Below are 18,325 nucleotides of genomic sequence, written 5' to 3'. Positions count from 1 at the left end.
GAAGGCAACTAACACGTAACGGTGCAGCTGCCTTACCTCAAACATTATAACGGTATAAGTATGTAACGTAATTACCTGCCTTTTAGTCTGTAAGCCACCACCCTGTTGTCGCGGAAAGTAGGCACCAGCAGCAGGCCGGGCTGCCGGGCATAGCTGATGTCGGCGGCATTGATGTTTTTGCTTTTCGTGTCCAGCACTCGCCAGTTGCGGCCTTCCTGGTTCACGTAATATACTTCACCGTCCCAGCTGGAGATCAGGTAATTACCATCTTCCAGTCGCGCAATGCCGTCGGCTGATTTAATGCCATCGGTCCAGTCTGTGAAGTCCTTTGTGCCGGGGTCCACCAAGCGCACGCGGCCGCTGTTAAAGAAGGCCACTAGCATGCGGTCGCCCTCGACAAAGATACCGTTCGGGTTCTCGCGTTTGGTGTTTTCTATCCAGGTGCTGATGCGGCCGTTGCGCATCTGGTAAATGCGTCGCTGCTCCGAATCCGTGATGTATACCGTGCCGTTGTCGTCCACTGCCACATCGTTCAGGAACTTGGCTTTCTCGGCTTTATACTTGCCCAGTACGGAGCCGGATTGCGTGGCAATGGCCACTACTTCGTCTGCATCGGCCACATAAAGCACGTTGTTGTGCAGAGCCATGCCCGCCGGGTTGTTCAGCCCGGTTACCCAGTACAGGTCTTCGATATTCCCTTCCGCATCCAGCCTGGAAATGAAACCGTCGCCGTCGTTGCGGTCTGAGGTGTTGTTCATGTTCGACACGTAGATCACGTTGCGCTGCGGGTCGAAGAGGGCGGACTCCGGTGTTCTGAGGGTGTTATCGGAAGCCCATAGTTCCTGCAGCTCCACGGGCGCACGCGAGGAGAACAGGTTGCCGCTACAGCCACTCAGGGCAAAGGTTGCCAGTAAAGTATAAAATCCGGCACGTATACTTTTTCTCATGCTTTCTGTTTTGGTTTATACTTCATACGGGCAGGTGCGCGCGCCGTTTTAATTTCAGGCTACTCGGTATACAGGCCAAGCTTCCGGAGTGTGCGCTCCCGCGATAATTTACCTGTGGAGGTTTCGGAGAATGCCTTGCTGTAGTACACTTCTTTTGGCATCTCATACTTTTTCAGTTTGCTGCGCAGGCGCTCTTGCAGCTGCTTTTCCTCTTCCTCGGATAACTGCTCGCACTCCAGCACCAGCACGATCTTCTCGCCCAGTACCTCATCGGGCTGCGGGGCTATGAAAAAGCGCGGTGAGTCCACATCATCCACAAAAGCCTCGGCAATGGCTAGCTCTACCGTCTCGGTCTGCACTTTCACGCCGCCGGTGTTGATGGTGTTGTCGGCGCGGCCAATCCAGCGGAAGCGGGTAGGGGTGAGCAGCTCCACGATGTCGTTGGTGATGAGCAGCTCGTTGTTGGTGATGTCGCCTTTGATGGTGAGGCAGCCGCGCTTGTCCAGCCCAACCTCAATGTTTTCCAGCACCTCGTAGTAATCGGCTGCGTCGTAGCCGTTGAGCTTGCGCAGGGCAATGTGCGAGGCGGTTTCCGTCATGCCGTAGGTATGGTACACCGGTGACTGTATTTGCTGTAGCTCGCGCTGCTGTGTGGGGGTAACCGGGGCGCCGCCCACCAGCATACCGTTCATGCCGTTAAGCTGGCCAAGCCGCTGCGGTGTTTCCTGAAGGATGGCGTGTAGCTGCATCGGTACAAAGGAACTGAAGGTGATTTTCTCCTCCGGGCTTACCAGGGTCAGCGGGTTGCCAATGGGCTCTACAATAATCATCCGCAGATCGGCCACAAAGCCGCGCACCAGCATCATCATGCCGGCTATATACTCAGTATTCAGGCAAATGAGCGTGCAGTCGCCGGGCTGCAGGTTGAGCAGTTTTATGGTGCGGCGGGCGCTGGCCTCCAGCTGCCTGCGGGTAAGGTTGATGGTTTTAGGCACCCCTGTGGAGCCGGACGTCTGGATGGGGAATTCCTGCACACCGTTGAGCCAGCTGCGGCAGAATTCAAGGGTTTTGCTTTCGTAGCCGTTCAGCGGAATGCTGTTGCGGAAGGAGTACGAGGCAATCTCGTCGTAATAGAACTTCTTGCCGTTCAGGGTCAGGTATTTGTCTGTCATGTAGCAATATCTTATAGGCCATCCCTTTGGCGCCTTTGCCCTGGGAATGGTGCCCCGTCATCATTTCACGTTAACACGTACGTGCTCCTGCAAAATTGGGGGAAAGCGCTATCAAAACAAACTATGCCGGCAAAGGTTTTTCTCCGGCTGCCTGCCCCTGAACTGGTACGAAGTGGCTAAACTAGTATAGCCAGTCCTTGTCAGGCTTGCGGATTAGCCGGTCGATGGAGAGGCGGCCGGAACCGAAGATCAGGAAGAAGATCAGCAGCAAAAGCACGATGATGGAGGACCACAATTCGGTATTCTCAGAGTAGAAACCACGGTTCGGGTTAATGAAGAAAACCGCTCCAATCAGGATCGGCAGCTGAAACAGAATGGCTACCCGGGTGACCAGGCCCATCGCGATCAGCAGGCCGCCTACCAGGTGAGCAAAGGCAACATAGTGCGCCAAACCGATTGAAATCCAGGGGAACTGGCTCTTCTGCATGATCCGGAACAGCGCCTCTGTGTCCTGAATGAACATAAAGCCCTTCACCATCAGGAAAACTCCCAAACCCATTCTCAAAAAATCGAGCCAAAGAGGGTGATGCGTGTCAGCCCAGCGCTCTACGCGGTACATGTCTTGTGCTAGGTTCATGGTTTTATAAATTTAAAAGTGAAACATGCTGACTATCATTTTATTAAACGTATTTCACCTTGAACCGGACAAATCTCAGTACAAATTATAGTATTCGTACCTGATGTCCTGGTAACTTCCAGATCAGCTGCCAGCCGTGGGGCTTACTTCTGTTTCCGGAGCACTTTGTTATCCACCGAATAGCGGCCCGGACCCATGATCATAAAGAAGAGCAGCAGGCCAAGCACGGCTACAGAAATCCAGAGTTCCGTGTTCTCCAGGTGCAGCCCACGGTGTCTGTTTACAAGCAGCACCGCCCCCAGCACCACCGGCATCTGGCAGAGCAGCGCCAGCCGGGTCAGAAAGCCCATGGCGATCATCAAGCCCCCGACAATGTGCACGGTGCTGGTTAAAACCGGCGCCTTCTGCAGACTGATAAAATCCTGGTTCTGGCTGAAGACGAGGAACACATCACTGGTATACTCCAGGAACATTACCCCCTTTATGAAGAGAAACAATCCTAAAAGTATGCGTAGCCCGTCCATCCAAACAGGGTTGCTGGCGCTGTTACGCTGGACAGGGTGACTGACTTCTTGTGTAAAGGCCATGATTAAAAGTGATTTAGGTAAAACATGTTCGTATTACTATATACGTCTAATGTTAGAACCCCGGATACAAAAGGCTTGAGTTTATGCCTAGCACCTGGGTTGGGAGAGCTAGGAAGTATAGAAAAACACCTTTAAACGAAAAGCGCCTCCCGGTCTGAAAACCAGGAGGCGCCATACAGGGAATTTATACTTTAAATTTATCTGAATCGCAGCTTTCTTCCTTCCGTACGGTAGGCGTCAAAAGCGGTGGCATTGGCGTTGCTTGCGGTGAAAATCTCCAGGATGCCAGCACCGGCTTCCGGCGAGAAGAAGGCCGGTAAGGCTTTTTCCAGCTCTTCCAGCGAGTGCACTGAAGTATAACCCATATTAAAATCACGGGCCGTGTTCTCAGCGTTCAGTTCCTGGCGTGTTTCAAAGTATGGCTCCAGCTCCGGCTGCTGCCGTGGCCCGTCTATCAGCCTAAAAATGCCGCCGGCATGGTTGTTCAACAGCACGATACGCAGGTTGGAGGGCAGGTAGTTGTGCCAGAGTCCGTTGCGGTCGTAGAAGAAGGCCAGATCGCCAGTGAGTAGCGTAGTGATGCCAGGGCTGGAAAGGGCGCAGCCCACTGCGGTGCTCGTGCTGCCGTCGATGCCGCTGGTGCCCCGGTTGGCGTACACCTGCACTTGCTGCGCTGCCTGCAGCCCCACAATGTTGGCGTAGCGCACAGACATTGAGTTGGCCAGGTGCAGGTTGCTGTTCGGCGGAAGTTGCTGCAGCACGCGTGCCACCACCGGAAGCTCGCTGTACGGCGCTCCTTGTGTATACTTCTGCAGGTAGTTTCCGGCTGATCTGTTGGCGGCGGCCCAGGCGGCGGCAAATTTCTCATCGGCCCGGGTGCTGCCGGCCAGCGCTGTAAAAAAGCTCTGCGGCAGGCAGCGCACTATCTTTGTCAGCGACTGAAACGTGTCGGCAACCTGGCCGGCGGGCTGCACATGCCAGTGGGCCTTGGGCTTATACTTGCGCAGGTATACTTTCAGTGACTTGGAGATGATGGACTTGCCAAAGGAAATCAGCAGGTCGGGCTGCAGTTTGGCCAGTTGCTCCTGGTCGTTGTTGCCAAAAATAATGTCCTGGTGCCGGATGGCCTGCGGCAGCTGGTGGATGTTGCTGATGATGTCGCCCACGACCACAGCTCCGGTAGATTCGGTAAAAGTATGCAGGCTTTTCAGCAGTGCCTCTTGCTCTTGGTCCTGTCCGGCCAGCACCAGCACCTTCCTATACTTGAGGATCTCCTCCTGCAACCGCAGCGACTGCGCCGCGCTTAGCTCGTAGGCTTGGGCTTCCTCGGCAATCACCTTCACCTGCGTGTTATACTTTAGCTCCTCGGTAGGGGCGGGGTAGAAAGGCTCACGCAAAGGCACGTTGATGTGCACAGGCCCGGCCGGAAAGTTTATGGCCTCGTTCAGCGCCTCCGACACCATCCGCTCGCTGTGCCAGGAAGCATCCGGGTGCGAAAAATCCGCGGGGAAAGTATAGCTCTGCTTGATGTGCTGCCCAAACACATTTTGCTGCCGTATCGTCTGCCCGTCAAGCTGGTCTATCCACTCGGGAGGGCGGTCGGCGCTGAGGATGAGCAGCGGCACCCGCTGGAAAAAAGCCTCTGCCACGGCTGGTGCGTAATTGAGGGCAGCGGTTCCGGAAGTGCACACCAGCACGGTCGGCTTGCCTGTCGTCAGCGCCATGCCCAGGGCTATAAAGGCGGCGGCCCGCTCATCGCTCACCGTCTTCACCTGAAACCCGCCATGGCGGGCAAAGGCAATCGTAATCGGGGCGCAGCGCGAGCCCGGCGACAGCACCACATTTTCTACCCCTTTCTGAGCACAGATTTCAGCAATATTGACAACAGGCGCTAAGGTCATAATGAGTGAATTAGTGAATGAGCGAGTGAATGTTGAAAGGTTATACTTTTTATGTTGAATGAATGGAAAACATAGATGTTTTCAGGTGCATCTGAAGACGAATGCAAACATACTTTTTGCCATGTCAAAGTCATTCACTCAATCACTCATCCACTCCTTCAAAATTAATAAGTACTTGCCGCATCGTTTGCATTTTGTGCTGTGTTTCAATCCACTCTTTCTGTGCGACGGAGCCTTCGGTGACGCCGGCGCCGGCGTAGAGGATGGCCTCCTGAGCCAGCAGCTGCATGCAGCGCAGGTTCACGTACAGGTGTGAGCCAGCAGGGCTGTTGACCGGGCCCAAAAAGCCACTATAATAACTACGGTTATAGCCTTCGTGATCAAGTATAAACTGCAGGGCCGGAGCTTTGGGTAGGCCACAAATGGCAGAAGTGGGATGCAGCAGCTCCAGCATGTCGGTGCCCAGGGTAGGGAAATGCACCTCCCGCAGGTTTACCTTAAAGTCTGTGCGCAGGTGCATCAGCCCTCCGGCAATTATCGTTCTGGGACCTACTTCGGTATACTCGCGCAGGCGCAGCTTCTTAAAGCAGCTCAGCACGTAGCGCTCCACCATTGCCTGCTCCTCAATCTCCTTCTGCCGCCAGATGGCATCGGCCACGTTTTCCACGGCGGGTTGCGTACCGGCCAGCGCCATGGTATGGAACACCTGCTGCTCGTCTATACTTACCAGTATCTCCGGTGTGGCGCCCATCCACGTACCCACGCCCGGCACCGACACCAGCGACACAAAGGCCCTGGGGTATTTCTCGGTCATCGCCCGGAAGGCAGCTACCGGAGAGAATCCGTCAGGCAAGGTTTCCTGGTCCGTTCGGGACAAAACCACCTTTTCCATCTGCCCGGCCTGTATCGCTTCCACTGCCTGGTGCACAGCCCCCACAAAGCCCTCCTCGGTCTGGAAGGCGTGGCGCTGCGCGCTGGCAGGCGTATGCCAGGCATTTATACGTTGGGGAGTATCCAACAAAGTATAGAAAGCCTGAAGCGGCTGCTGCGGTACCTCCGGGGCACTGGTCACACGCTCACCATCAAAGTATAAATCGGCCTTTATAAAAAGATTAGGTTCCTCTTTGGTAACCTGGAAGGGGCAGAAGAAGAAACCAAAGGGGCTGGTTTCCAGCTGTGGTTGCCCGGTAGTAAAGTGTTGCCCCAACTGCACACAGGCCTGTAGGTGGGGGGTATTCGGTAATCGCCAGACGGCCACTGCCTTTTGCCCGGCAATGGCCGCCTGAAAAAACTGCTCTAACGTAAAGTCTCGGGCTTGTTCACCCATCATCATATCTCCTCCGGCCAGTATGGCCGCTATTTTATTTTTTGTCTATCACTGCCACCGTCATGCGGCTGATGCAAACCAATTCGCCCGCCTCGTTGGTAACTTTCGTTTCCCATACCTGGGTGCTGCGCCCCACATGAATTGGGGTGGCTTTGCCATACACCCAGCCCTCGCGGGCGCTGCGCAGGTGGTTGGCGTTTATCTCTAAACCCACGCAGGCCTTTTTTGTTAAATCCACCTTCAGGGCTGCTCCCATGCTGGCCAGCGACTCGGCCAGCACCACCGAGGCTCCGCCGTGCAGCAGGCCCATGGGCTGGTGGGTGCGCTGATCCACAGGCATTCTGGCACACAAAAAGTCGTCGCCCACCTCCGTAATCTCGATGCCCAGGTGCTCTATCATGGTGTTTTTGCACCACTCTTTTACCCGCTCTACCGTATCTGTATTTTTATCCATAAGCTGCGATGCCTAAATTCGCGCTGATTTAGTAAGTAGGCAAAAGTAGAATAATTTTGATTAAGAAGATATACCTCATCCGCCACGGGCAAACCGACTTCAATCTCAAGAGCATTGTACAGGGAAGCGGCGTGGACTCCGTATTGAATGCTGAGGGGCAGCGGCAGGCGGACCTGTTTTTCGAGAAGTATAAGGACATACCCTTCGATAAGATTTATACTTCCACGCTGCAGCGCAGCATACAATCCGTTCAGAAATTCATTGATTTGGGCATCCCGCACGAGCGGCACGCCGGCCTGAACGAGATTAACTGGGGCACCCGCGAGGGCACGCGCATCACCCCGGAAGAAGACGCCTACTATCACAGCATCCTGCAAACCTGGTGCGAGGGCAATACCGCCGTGTGCATTGAGGGTGGGGAGAGCCCGGAGCTGGTGTACGAGCGGCAAAAACCCTTTGTGGATTTGATGCTGAGCCGGCCCGAGGAGGAAACCATCCTGATTTGCATGCACGGGCGCGCCATGCGTATCTTGCTGTGCCAACTGCTGCGGTACCCGCTGCGGTGCATGGATGAGTTCGAGCACCGCAACCTGTGCCTTTACCAGCTCGACTTTACCGGCAGCATGTTCTCTGTGAGGAAGTACTGCGACGTGGCACACCTGCAGGCGCCGGGGCAAAGCTGAGGCAGCAGTTTCCTGAATTTTAGAAATTGAGCTTGATTACGTATCTTGCTGTTTCGATTCAGGCGGACACAAAATGGGGTTGCCGCGGCCTTTGTTAGCGGGTTGCTATCTTTTGTGTACGAACATAGTTTGAATAGAATATTTTTAAATCTAATTTTGGGCGGATAATACAAGACCTATTGGGCGAATAAAACAACACGAAATTTATGGCTGAAGTTATAAGAATGCCCAAGATGAGCGACACGATGACTGAGGGGGTGATTGCATCTTGGCTGAAGAAAGAAGGCGATAAGGTGAGCTCCGGCGATATCCTGGCTGAAGTGGAGACCGATAAAGCTACTATGGAGCTGGAATCCTATGAGGACGGTACACTGCTGTACATCGGACCCAAAAAAGGGGACGCTGTTCCGATTGACGCCGTGATCGCCATCATTGGCAAGGAAGGGGAGGATATCTCCGGCCTGCTGAACGAGGTGAAGGGCGGAGGCGCCCCGGCTGCCAAAGAAGCGAAGCCGGAGGCGAAGGAAGAGCCGAAACCCGAAGCCAAGCCTGCTGCGGCTAAAGAGGAGGCCCCTGCGAAAGCTGTCGATACGAGCAACATCAAGGCTTCTGTTATCCGGATGCCAAAAATGAGCGACACCATGACCGAGGGGGTACTGGTGAGCTGGCTCAAAAAACAAGGCGATAAAGTGAAGTCCGGCGACGTGCTGGCGGAAGTGGAGACCGACAAGGCTACCATGGAGCTGGAGTCGTATGAGGACGGAACCCTGCTATACATTGGCGTTAACGAAGGCGACGCTGTTCCAATCGATGCCATCATTGCGATTATTGGCGAGGAAGGCGCTGATTACAAAGCCCTGCTGAGCGGCGCTTCTTCCACTTCCGGCAAACAGGAGCGTGAGGAGAACGCTCAAACGGATGAGGCTATTCAGGCAAGCGTGGAAGCCACTACCTCAGAGAAAGCAACGGGAACAACAGTGCCGGCACAAGGCGCGGAAGTGCAGGAAGTTGCCTCTGACAACGGCCGTGTGAAAGCTTCTCCGCTGGCCAAGCGCGTAGCGAAAGAGAAAGGCTACAACCTGGCGCAAATCAAAGGTTCTGGCGAAGGCGGCCGTATCGTGCTGCGCGACGTGGAGAACTTCTCGCCATCTGCCGCACCACAACAGGCTGCTGCACCTCAGGCGAAGCCAGCGGCTCCAGCTCCGGCTGCTATCCCGGGCGCTCCGGCCGAGGCATACGAAGAAGTGAACGTGTCGCAGATGCGCAAGGTAATTGCCCGTCGTCTGGCGGAGAGCAAGTTCTCTGCACCGCACTTCTACCTGACCATGGAAATTGATATGGACAAGGCCATGGAGGCCCGCGCCAGCATCAACGAGGTATCTCCGGTAAAGGTATCCTTCAACGACCTGGTGATCAAGGCCGCTGCTGCGGCGCTGCGTCAACACCCAGCGGTGAACTCTTCCTGGCTGGGCGATAAGATCCGTTACAACAAGCACATCAACATTGGTGTGGCTGTGGCGGTAGAAGAAGGCCTGCTGGTACCTGTGGTGCGCAACGCCGATTACAAGTCGCTTTCAGCTATTGCGGCGGAAGTAAAAGACCTGGGCGGCAAGGCTAAGAGCAAGAAACTGCAGCCATCTGACTGGGAAGGCAACACGTTTACCATCTCTAACCTAGGCATGTTCGGCATCGAGGAGTTTACGGCCATCATCAACCCACCAGATGCGTGCATCATGGCAGTAGGCGCTATCAAGCAGACGCCAGTGGTGAAGAACGGCAACATTCAAATCGGCAACGTGATGAAAGTGACCCTGTCTTGCGACCACCGCGTAGTGGACGGCGCTGTTGGTTCTGCCTTCCTGCAGACCTTCAAGAACCTGCTGGAAAACCCGGTGAGAATCCTGGTGTAACCACACGAAGTATAAGGTATAAAAAAGCCCTTCCAGAAACGGAAGGGCTTTTCTTTTTTAAGGGTACTTGGAGCGTCTAAACGTTTGAGGGGCTTGAAACCCTAGTTAGAATTTACGCCTGGGTGACTATTGCCCTCGCTCTCCTGCGGCGAGTGTGCGCTATCTCATGGCCTCCGGCCGCCTCAGGTTATAGTTTATAACCCCAGTTGCGATAAACCCACCCCCGCCCCTCCGAGGAGGGGCGGGGGTGGGTTTATACCTTTCGGCCAACTTAAATCGCAACTTGAGTTTTATACTTCTGGCTATACTTTATACTTGTTGTCAAACACTACTTGTGCGTGAGGTGGAGGGACGTCACCTTAAAGCGCACACTCGCCGGAAGCGAGCGAGGTTTTTATACTTCTAACTATACTTGCACCTGTTGAAAACTAGCCTCATCAAAGCCTCTACTCCTGCTGCACCAGCTTCTCTGCCCGGAACAAATCATCAGAAGCCTGCAGGATTTTGGCTTTTAGTTTTGGGTTATAGTTCGGGTTTGCTTCCAGGAAATCCTGCACTGTCTGAGCGGCTGTGGTGGTCTGGTAAGAGCCGAACGTGGCGCGCAGCCAGTTAAAAGGGAAGAAAATGTCGCCCGTACGCTGAATCTCGGCCAGTAGCTCCAGGCTTTGCGGCAGGTACTTCTCTGAGGTTTGGGCGCGCAGCGGGTGGTGGAGGTACCCAAGGGCTGAGGCCACCCAAGCCTCTTTCTCCCGGTTTTCAGCGTTCTTTAAAGAGGCGAAGAAGGCATCCCGCACCTGCACGTCTGATGAGAGCGCCGGCATCATGAACTCCAGCCTTTTTTTGCGGTCCGGGTTTTGGATGAGGGTAAGCTGCTCCTGCAGTATAGTTTGATTTGGATAATCTCTGACGGCCAGGGCAAGTGCCAGCGACGTATAATCGTCTTCATTCAGTTTTACACCTGCTGGCGGCTGTTGTTTTTGCCATACCTGGTATAGCTTGTCCTGTGCTTCCTTGCTAAGGGCTATACTTTGGTAGGTTTTAAAGAGAAGTTTCTTTACGTTCGGGGCCTGATGCTGCTGCAGTGCCTGCCAAACGTTTTGCTCCAGCTGCGCCGCCAACTGCTGGCGCTGTGCTGGAGAGAGGTAAACCCAGTACATATCACTCAACTGACCTGTCATGAGTTTAATGTTGAGCTCCTCCTGTTCCTGCGTCAGGCCTATTTGATAGAAGCTGAGGAGCTGCGCCGGTGTCAGGCCGCGGCCGTTGAGCATGTTTTCGTACAGGTTGATGTAGGCTGAGGCGCGCTGCACCGGGTCTTGCAAGGTATACAGCCGCTGCAGCATTGCCTCCTCCACCGGAAACACACCGTAGCCCTGCCCCGTGGAGTTGAAAAGTATAAACTGCGGTATTTCCTTGCCAACAGCCTGCTCTACTATTATTTCGGCCTTGGTCATGTCCACGGTCATTTCTTCCAGCCGGTCAGAGTACACCAAGGCAATTTCAAAATACTGCGGCCATACTCTCTCAGAGCCATCCTCGCCTCGCTGTGATACTCGCAACTGCTCAATTTTGCCGTTACTGGTTTTCAATTCATGCGTAAACACCGGGCGACCTGGCTCGTTCACCCATACCTGGTTCCACTGCGCCAGGTCTACCGGCGTTCGGGCATCGAGAATTTGAATCAGGTCGGGCCAGGTGGCGTTGCGGTAGGCGTAAGCTTTAAGGTATTCCTGCAGCCCTTTTCGCAGTTCTTCCTCGCCCATCAGACGCTCGAGTTGGCGCATCATAATAGGGGCTTTGTGGTAGATGATGCTGCCGTAAAGGGAGCCCGCATCCTGCAGGTTATCAAGCGGCTGGCGGATGGGATTGGCCCCGGTGGTGCGGTCGATGCTGTAGGCGGCGGGGAAGTGGTCCACCAAAAACTTCATGTCGTAGTTGGTGTTCTGCAGCGCCACCTGCGTCACCTTGTCGGCCATAAAATTGGCAAACACCTCCTTCATCCACACGTCGTTAAACCACTGCATTGTCACCAGGTCGCCAAACCACATGTGGGCCGTTTCGTGGGCGATGAGGTTGGAGCGGGCGATTTTTTCGTCTTTGGTGGCTGTTTCGTCCAGGAACAGGGTAGAGGCTTTGTACTGTATCGCGCCCACGTGCTCCATGCCGCCGTACTGGAAATCCGGTATCGCCACAAAATCAAACTTCTGGAAAGGGTAAGGGATTTGGGTATACGCCTCCATAAATTTGAGCGCGTCGCTGTGGAGCTGGAAGATGGGGTTTATACTTTCGCGGATTTTGGCCTCGTCCGTTTCGCGGTGGTAGAAGTGCATGGCGGTGCCACTCATGTCGCGCTGCACGTGCTTGAATTTGCCCGCTGCAAATGAGAACAGGTAAGTCGGAATGGTGTCCGACGTGGCGAATGTATAGCTTTTGCTGTTTTCAGCCAGGGTGGAGTCGACTAAGGCGCCATTAGCCAGTGCATTCCAGTCTTTGGGCAACGTAAGGCGAAGGGTAAAGGTAGCCTTCAGGTTGGGCTGGTCGAAAACAGGCAGCACGGTACGGGCGCGGTCGGGCACCAGCAAGGTATACAGGTATTCCTCATTGCGGTTGAGCGACATATCCCCGGCGATGAACTCCAGTTTCACTTCATTCTCCCCAACTTTCAGCCCGCTGGCAGGCAGGAGGATGTGCTCATTGTCCAGCCTGGCCTCCAGTTGTTTGCCGTTCAGCCATACTTGTTTGAGCTTCTCGGACTGCTCCTTAAAGTCAAGCTGCAGCGGCTGGCTGTTGTCGGAGAGACGGAAGGTGATGGTCTCAGAGCCAAGGATAGGTTGCTGTTTCTGGGGCGGAATCTGCAACGCAATGTCGTAGGCGATGTGGCTGAGCACCTGCTTGCGGTAATCGGCTAGCTGTTTAGACACGCCGGTTTCCACAGGTAGGATTTCTGTGGTGGCCAGTTGCTTGCTGCAGGAAGCCAGCGTGCCAGCGCTGAGCAGGGCTATACTTGCTAGGAGTAGGTTTCTGTTTCTCTTTTTCATACTTTTCAAATATACTTAGAGAGAGGGAGAGTTGGGGAGTTTGGGAGTTAGAGATTTAGAGAGTTTAGGAGTTAGAAAGTTAGAAGGTTAGAAAGTTATAGAAGTATGAATTCCCCTCCTTGGAGGGGTTAGGGGTGGGTTCATCAAATTCAAGATTAGGAAGTATAAACTAAAGTATAAATTCCCCTCCTCTGGAATTGCCAAAACGCAGGTTTTGAGCTAGCGAGCGCAGCTCTTAGGGGCGCGTCAAGCATAAAACTTATACTTTAAAACTGATATGGAACACAAAACATATAAAGTCATCATTGCCTCTAAAAACCCGGTTAAAATTAATGCGGCGCTGGATGGGCTGCAGCGGATGTTTCCGGAGGCTGAATTTATGCCTGAGTCGGTAAATGTGCCCTCTGGCGTAGCCGACCAGCCCATGACGGAGCAGGAGACGCTGCATGGTGCGCTTAACCGCGTGGCCAATGCCAGGGAAGTGCATCCTGAGGCGGAACTGTGGATTGGAATTGAGGGTGGCGTGGAAGTGATTGGCGGTGAGCTTGCCACCTTTGCCTGGGTGGTGGTGCAGGACAAAGAGCAGCTGGGCAAGGCGCGGTCGGGTACCTTTTTCCTGCCGCAGCAAGTACGCGAGCTGGTGGAGCAGGGGGTGGAACTGGGTGTAGCCAACGACCGCATCTTCAGCCACTCCAACTCCAAGCAGAAAGGCGGCGCCATCGGCATCCTGACCCATAACGTGGTGGACAGGCGCGAGCTGTATGAGCAGGCGGTGGTGCTGGCGCTGGTGCCGCTTCGCAACAAAGAACTTTACCTCAACCCGCAACCCTAGCAGCAAGTATAAAAACGCTATGCCGCAAGCCGCTCCACTTCCCTCCTTGTTTCTGTCTCCCCTCGGCGATAGCGCTGTGGTGTTGCAGTTCGGGGAGGAAATCAACCTTGCCATCCATGCGCGTATCCTTGCGGTGACGCATCTGCTGGAGCTGCAGCCATTTCGCGGGCTGGTTGATTTTGTACCGGCTTTTACCACACTCACGGTGTATTATGACCCCTGGGAATTGAGCCAACAGGGCACAGTGGATGCCTATAGCGAGGTGGTGCGGCATCTGGAGATACTGGTGGAGCAGGCGGCTGTTGCGGCTGTAGTGCCTTCGCGGGTGGTGGAGATTCCGGTGGTGTACGGAGGCACGTTTGGCCCGGACTTGCAGGAAGTGGCGGAGTATGCTGGGTTAAGTACGGGGGAGGTTATCCGCATCCATAGCCAGGGCAGCTACCAGGTATATATGATTGGTTTTGCACCCGGCTTCCCTTACTTAGGTGGCATGGATGCCCGAATTGCCGCCCCCCGAAAAGCTAAGCCTCGGGGAAGTATACCAGCCGGCAGCGTGGGCATTGCCGGTGCGCAAACCGGAGTATATTCCATCAGCACTCCCGGCGGCTGGCAGCTGATTGGGCGCACCCCGCTCAGGCTTTTCGACCCTTCCCGGCAAGAGCCGAGCCTGTTACAGGCCGGGGATAAAGTGCGCTTTGTGCCCATAACCGAGGCGGAGTACCTGTCTGGAAAGGAGGCGCGGGCATGGGGCTAACGGTTCTGAAGCCTGGCTTGCTTACGACAGTGCAGGATTTTGGGCGTTTTGGACACCAGCGCCAGGGCGTGGTAGTGGGCGGCGCCATGGACAAGATTGCGCTGCGCATCGCCAACCTGTTGGTGGGCAACCACGAGAACGCGGCCGCGCTGGAGCTGGCCATGCAAGGGCCGGCGCTTCGGTTTGAGCAGGACCAGGTCATTGCCCTGGCCGGAGCTGACCTGTCTGCAAGTATAAATGGCGAGCCAATACGGCTGTGGCGGCCGGTGCTGGTGAAAGCCGGAAGTATACTTCGCTTTGGCAAACCCACCTATGGTAACTATGCCTACCTGGCCGTGGCCGGAAGTATAAAGGTCCCGCAGGTGATGGGCAGCTGCTCGACTTACCTGCGCGCGGGCATGGGTGGCCTGGAAGGAAGAGCGCTACAAAAGGACGACACTTTATACTTTGGCGAGACCTCTGAGACGAATAAATTAGTCCTGAGCGCGCTCCTGATGCAGGCCAAAAAGGAGACATCCTTTACCGAGGCCAGCTGGTGGCCCGAGCCGGAGCTTTTACCCAGGTATGAACCAAACCCGGTGCTGCGCGCTATGCCCGGGCTGGAGTATAGTTGGTTCTCGGAAAACAGCCGGGAATACATCTGGCAGCAAAAGTATAAACTTACCGCGCAGTCCGACCGGATGGGCTACCAGGTGCAGGGCACTGCGCTGGCGCTGGAGGAGAAGCGGGAGCTGCTCTCCACGGCAGTCACGTTCGGTACGGTGCAGGTGCCGCCACACGGCGACCCGATTATCCTCATGGCTGACAGCCAAACCACCGGCGGCTATCCCCGAATTGCACAGATTATTACAGCCGATTTGCCTAAACTGGCGCAGGTGCAGCCAGGCGGTACCATTCAGTTTGAGGAAGTAAGCCTGGAACAGGCGCAGCACTGCTATTATCAGCAGGAAAAAACCATGCTTGCCCTGCAGCAGGCGATACACAACAAGCTAAATCAAGTATGAGCCAACTTACCGTAGACCTGAACTGCGACATGGGCGAGAGCTTCGGGACCTGGCACATGGGCAACGACAGCGAGCTGCTCACCTATGTCAGCTCAGCCAACATTGCCTGCGGCTTCCATGCCGGCGACCCGGCTACCATGAAAAAGACCGTGCGCCTGGCGCTGGAGAAAGGTGTGGCCATCGGCGCACATCCGGGCCTGCCCGATTTGGTGGGCTTTGGCAGGAGAGAGATGGCAGTGTCGGCCGAGGAAGTATACGACATGGTGGTGTACCAGGCAGGGGCGCTGATGGGCTTTGCCAAAGCAGAAGGTGCCGCGCTGCACCACGTAAAGCCGCACGGCGCGCTGTATAATATGGCTGCCGCCAATGCCACGCTGGCCGAAGCCATTGCCGAGGCAGTAGCCAGGCTGGATGAGCAACTTATACTTTACGGCCTGGCTGGCAGCGAACTTGTAAAGGCAGGGGAGAAGTATGGCCTGAGGACCGCCAGTGAGGTTTTCGCCGACCGCACTTACCAGGCTGATGGTACGCTTACACCTCGCCGTCAGTCAGATGCGCTCATCACCAATCCGGAGCAGGCCATCCGGCAGGTGCTGCGCATGGTAAAAGAAGGCAAGGTGCAGTCGCAGCAGGGAGCGGAGGTAAGTATAAAAGCCGATACCATCTGCATCCACGGCGACGGCCCCCACGCACTGCCCTTTGCCCGCCTCAACCATGAACGCCTCGTTTCCGAAGGAATCCTCATAAAAGCTCTCTAAGCAAGTATGACGCAGAAGAACCGGAGCGTGCTGCTGGGGGCAGCTTTCCTGATGGCGACCTCTGCCGTTGGTCCCGGCTTCCTGACGCAGACCACCGTTTTTACGCAGCAACTGGCGGCCAGCTTTGGCTTTGTGATACTGGTCTCTGTTATATTGGATATTGGCGTGCAGCTGAACGTGTGGCGGGTGATTGCCGTGTCGGAGCGGCGGGCGCAGGACATTGCCAATCTGGTACTGCCGGGACTGGGCGCGTTCATCTCTTTTCTGATTGTGCTGGGTGGGCTTGCTTTTAACATCGGCAACGTGGGCGGCGCCGGGCTCGGCTTCAACGTGCTGCTTGGCATCTCTCCCGAAACCGGCGCTATACTTGCCGCTGCCATGGCCGTGGCGGTGTTCCTGGTACGTGAAGCCGGTAAAGTGATGGACCGTTTTGCGCAAGTCATGGGCTTTCTGATGATTCTGCTTATCGTTTATGTAGCCATTATTTCGGAGCCGCCCCTAGGAGAGGCTGTTACCAAGACTTTCCTACCCGATGAGGTGGACATGCTGGCGATTGTAACGCTGGTTGGAGGCACTGTGGGTGGTTACATCACCTTTGCCGGGGGCCACCGCCTGCTGGATGCCGGTATAAAGGGGAAGGAGTCGCTACAGCAGGTAAACACCAGCGCCGTGATGGGAATTGGAGTAGCCTCTGTTATCCGTATTTTACTTTTCCTGGCTGCCTTTGGGGTGGTAAGCAAAGGGTTGGTGCTGGATGCAGCTAATCCGCCTGCTTCCGTTTTCCAGCTGGCCGCAGGGGAGGTGGGCTATAAACTATTTGGCGTGGTGATGCTTTCAGCGGCGGTGACTTCTATTGTTGGCTCTGCCTATACCTCGGTGTCCTTTATCAAGTCGTTTAGCAGCTCTATCCGCAAGTACGAGAATTGGGTCATCATCGGATTTATACTTGTATCCACGGCTATTTTTGTCACTATCGGCCAGCCTGTGCGCCTGCTTATACTGGCCGGTGCCCTCAACGGACTCATTCTGCCGCTTACCCTGGCAATTATACTTGTGGCTGCCTACAAACCCGGCATTATGGGTACCTACCGCCACCCGCCGCTGCTTGCTGTTTTTGGGGTGCTGGTGGTGCTGGTGATGGCCTTTCTCAGTGGATATACTTTGCTACAGCAACTGCCTAAGTTGTTTAGTTATTAGTGGTTCTAGATTTTATCTAATTCAAGTAACGAACAACGAACACCCATCCCGCCGTACAACTAAAGTATGAGCATGCAGCAGCATACAGCTACTTTCCGGTTCCATGGGGGTTTAAATGATTTTCTGCCCAAGGGCCGGCGAGGGAGCGCTATACTTTATATTTATAATGGAACACCGGCAATTAAGGATTCAATCGAAGCACTGGGCGTGCCACACCCCGAGGTGGATGTGATACTGGTAAACGGGAAGCCAGTTTCTTTCTCATACTTGCTAAAGGAGAATGATGCGGTGGAAGTATACCCGGTGGAGGAGGGGAGGAGCTGGCCGGTTGGCTATACGATGGAGGAGAGAAATCCGCCACCACACCGTTTCGTGCTGGACGTGCACCTGGGCACGCTGGCTAAAAGTATGCGCATGCTCGGCCTCGACACCTACTACCAAACCGACCTGACCGATGCTGCCATTGCCCGCATCGCGGCAGCAGAAGAGCGTGTGGTGCTCACGCGCGACATAGGGCTTTTGAAGCAGAAAAGCATTACCTGGGGTTACTGGCTTCGCTCGCAGCTCGCGGAGGAGCAGTTGGAAGAGGTAATCAGGCGCTACAGCTTGCAGCCCAGTTTCCGGCCGTTTGCCCGCTGCCTGGCCTGCAATGTACCGGTACAGCAGGTGCGCAAAGAGGAGGTGCTGGAGCAACTGCCACCCAAAACCAGGGTATACTTCGAGGAGTTCTACCGCTGCTCCTCCTGCAGCCGCGTGTACTGGAAAGGCTCGCATTATGAGCATATGCAAAAGTTTGTCGCCAGAATCAGCCGCACCTGAAACATGGCGCTACGTTTAAGCAACCTCAAAAAATCGGGTCCATTTTAAAAAGACTCGTTGCTTTTCTGAAGGCTGTTTTCTTTTAAACTGAGTTCAAACATTAATTTTTCATACAATTACCGCTTTTCCTCATAAGCTAGCAGCAAGAAATGTTAATTTATTCACCTAATCTGCTTTATCGCTGTCATACCTCATGTTATGAGGTAAAATGAACATATTGTATTCATACATTAATGAGTAGGTTTATCCCTGTCTAAACTTGCTTTATCCTACCCACCGATTGTAACATCTCTATATGTAGCTGC

Annotated in this window: 16 protein-coding genes; 8 read left to right on the top strand and 8 right to left on the bottom strand. The window is 54.7% G+C overall.

The annotated features are described in order from the left end of the window. Window positions 1–71 precede the first annotated feature (71 nt). The 7 genes from BM040_RS03670 to BM040_RS03640 all read right to left on the bottom strand — a co-directional run bounded on the left by BM040_RS03670 (window position 72) and on the right by BM040_RS03640 (window position 7,025). Window positions 72–947: an SMP-30/gluconolactonase/LRE family protein gene (locus BM040_RS03670; protein ID WP_092099108.1), complete on the bottom strand. Its 876-nt coding sequence runs from the start codon at window positions 945–947 to the stop codon at window positions 72–74. A gap of 59 nt (window positions 948–1,006) precedes the next feature. Continuing rightward, on the bottom strand, window positions 1,007–2,119 hold the full coding sequence (locus tag BM040_RS03665; RefSeq protein ID WP_092099106.1) for an AMP-binding protein: 1,113 nt from the start codon (window positions 2,117–2,119) through the stop codon (window positions 1,007–1,009). A 181-nt stretch (window positions 2,120–2,300) separates the two neighbouring features. After that, on the bottom strand, window positions 2,301–2,756 hold the full coding sequence (locus tag BM040_RS03660) for a DoxX family protein (RefSeq protein ID WP_175490965.1): 456 nt from the start codon (window positions 2,754–2,756) through the stop codon (window positions 2,301–2,303). 143 nt (window positions 2,757–2,899) lie between these two features. Next, on the bottom strand, window positions 2,900–3,343 hold the full coding sequence (locus tag BM040_RS03655; protein ID WP_092099103.1) for a DoxX family protein: 444 nt from the start codon (window positions 3,341–3,343) through the stop codon (window positions 2,900–2,902). A 197-nt stretch (window positions 3,344–3,540) separates the two neighbouring features. Beyond that, window positions 3,541–5,244: a 2-succinyl-5-enolpyruvyl-6-hydroxy-3-cyclohexene-1-carboxylic-acid synthase gene (menD, locus tag BM040_RS03650; protein ID WP_092099101.1), complete on the bottom strand. Its 1,704-nt coding sequence runs from the start codon at window positions 5,242–5,244 to the stop codon at window positions 3,541–3,543. 142 nt (window positions 5,245–5,386) lie between these two features. Then, window positions 5,387–6,577: a chorismate-binding protein gene (locus BM040_RS03645; protein WP_245756085.1), complete on the bottom strand. Its 1,191-nt coding sequence runs from the start codon at window positions 6,575–6,577 to the stop codon at window positions 5,387–5,389. 28 nt (window positions 6,578–6,605) lie between these two features. Then, the gene (locus tag BM040_RS03640; RefSeq protein WP_092099099.1) at window positions 6,606–7,025 is read right to left on the bottom strand and encodes a hotdog fold thioesterase; all 420 of its coding nucleotides are present in this window, start codon (window positions 7,023–7,025) and stop codon (window positions 6,606–6,608) included. 53 nt (window positions 7,026–7,078) lie between these two features. Here BM040_RS03640 and BM040_RS03635 point away from each other — a divergent pair, with 53 nt between their 5' ends. Together BM040_RS03635 and BM040_RS03630 are read left to right on the top strand one after the other, a co-directional pair. Beyond that, window positions 7,079–7,708 carry a histidine phosphatase family protein gene (locus BM040_RS03635; protein WP_092099098.1) on the top strand — a complete coding sequence of 210 codons (630 nt, stop codon included), beginning with the start codon at window positions 7,079–7,081 and terminating at the stop codon, window positions 7,706–7,708. A 206-nt stretch (window positions 7,709–7,914) separates the two neighbouring features. Next, complete coding sequence (locus BM040_RS03630) at window positions 7,915–9,618, top strand: pyruvate dehydrogenase complex dihydrolipoamide acetyltransferase (protein WP_092099096.1); 1,704 nt, start codon at window positions 7,915–7,917, stop codon at window positions 9,616–9,618. Window positions 9,619–10,064: 446 nt separating this feature from the next. On the opposite strand, the gene BM040_RS03625 is transcribed toward BM040_RS03630, so the two are convergent. After that, window positions 10,065–12,656 (bottom strand): M1 family metallopeptidase, encoded by a 2,592-nt coding sequence (locus BM040_RS03625; RefSeq protein WP_092099095.1) that lies wholly within the window; start codon window positions 12,654–12,656, stop codon window positions 10,065–10,067. A 277-nt stretch (window positions 12,657–12,933) separates the two neighbouring features. Between BM040_RS03625 and yjjX the strand changes: the two genes are divergently transcribed. The 6 genes from yjjX to BM040_RS03595 all read left to right on the top strand — a co-directional run bounded on the left by yjjX (window position 12,934) and on the right by BM040_RS03595 (window position 18,020). Next, entirely contained in the window at window positions 12,934–13,488 is a 555-nt protein-coding gene (gene yjjX / locus BM040_RS03620; protein ID WP_092099093.1) for an inosine/xanthosine triphosphatase, read from the top strand. 19 nt (window positions 13,489–13,507) lie between these two features. After that, complete coding sequence (pxpB, locus tag BM040_RS03615; protein WP_092099091.1) at window positions 13,508–14,242, top strand: 5-oxoprolinase subunit PxpB; 735 nt, start codon at window positions 13,508–13,510, stop codon at window positions 14,240–14,242. Next, window positions 14,233–15,246, top strand: coding sequence for a 5-oxoprolinase subunit C family protein (locus BM040_RS03610; RefSeq protein ID WP_092099089.1), 1,014 nt, complete (start codon window positions 14,233–14,235; stop codon window positions 15,244–15,246). Before pxpB ends, BM040_RS03610 begins: the two co-directional genes overlap by 10 nt. Next, on the top strand, window positions 15,243–16,004 hold the full coding sequence (locus tag BM040_RS03605; RefSeq protein WP_092099087.1) for a LamB/YcsF family protein: 762 nt from the start codon (window positions 15,243–15,245) through the stop codon (window positions 16,002–16,004). Before BM040_RS03610 ends, BM040_RS03605 begins: the two co-directional genes overlap by 4 nt. 6 nt (window positions 16,005–16,010) lie before the next feature. Continuing rightward, window positions 16,011–17,201 (top strand): NRAMP family divalent metal transporter, encoded by a 1,191-nt coding sequence (locus BM040_RS03600; RefSeq protein WP_092099085.1) that lies wholly within the window; start codon window positions 16,011–16,013, stop codon window positions 17,199–17,201. A gap of 72 nt (window positions 17,202–17,273) precedes the next feature. Then, window positions 17,274–18,020, top strand: coding sequence for a Mut7-C RNAse domain-containing protein (locus tag BM040_RS03595; protein WP_092099082.1), 747 nt, complete (start codon window positions 17,274–17,276; stop codon window positions 18,018–18,020). Window positions 18,021–18,325 lie beyond the last annotated feature (305 nt).

Origin of the sequence: Pontibacter chinhatensis (assembly GCF_900113285.1) — a bacterium.
Taxonomy (GTDB): domain Bacteria; phylum Bacteroidota; class Bacteroidia; order Cytophagales; family Hymenobacteraceae; genus Pontibacter; species Pontibacter chinhatensis.
The sequence above is the reverse complement of the archived record's forward strand: the minus strand, read 5'-3'. Positions and strand labels throughout refer to the sequence as shown.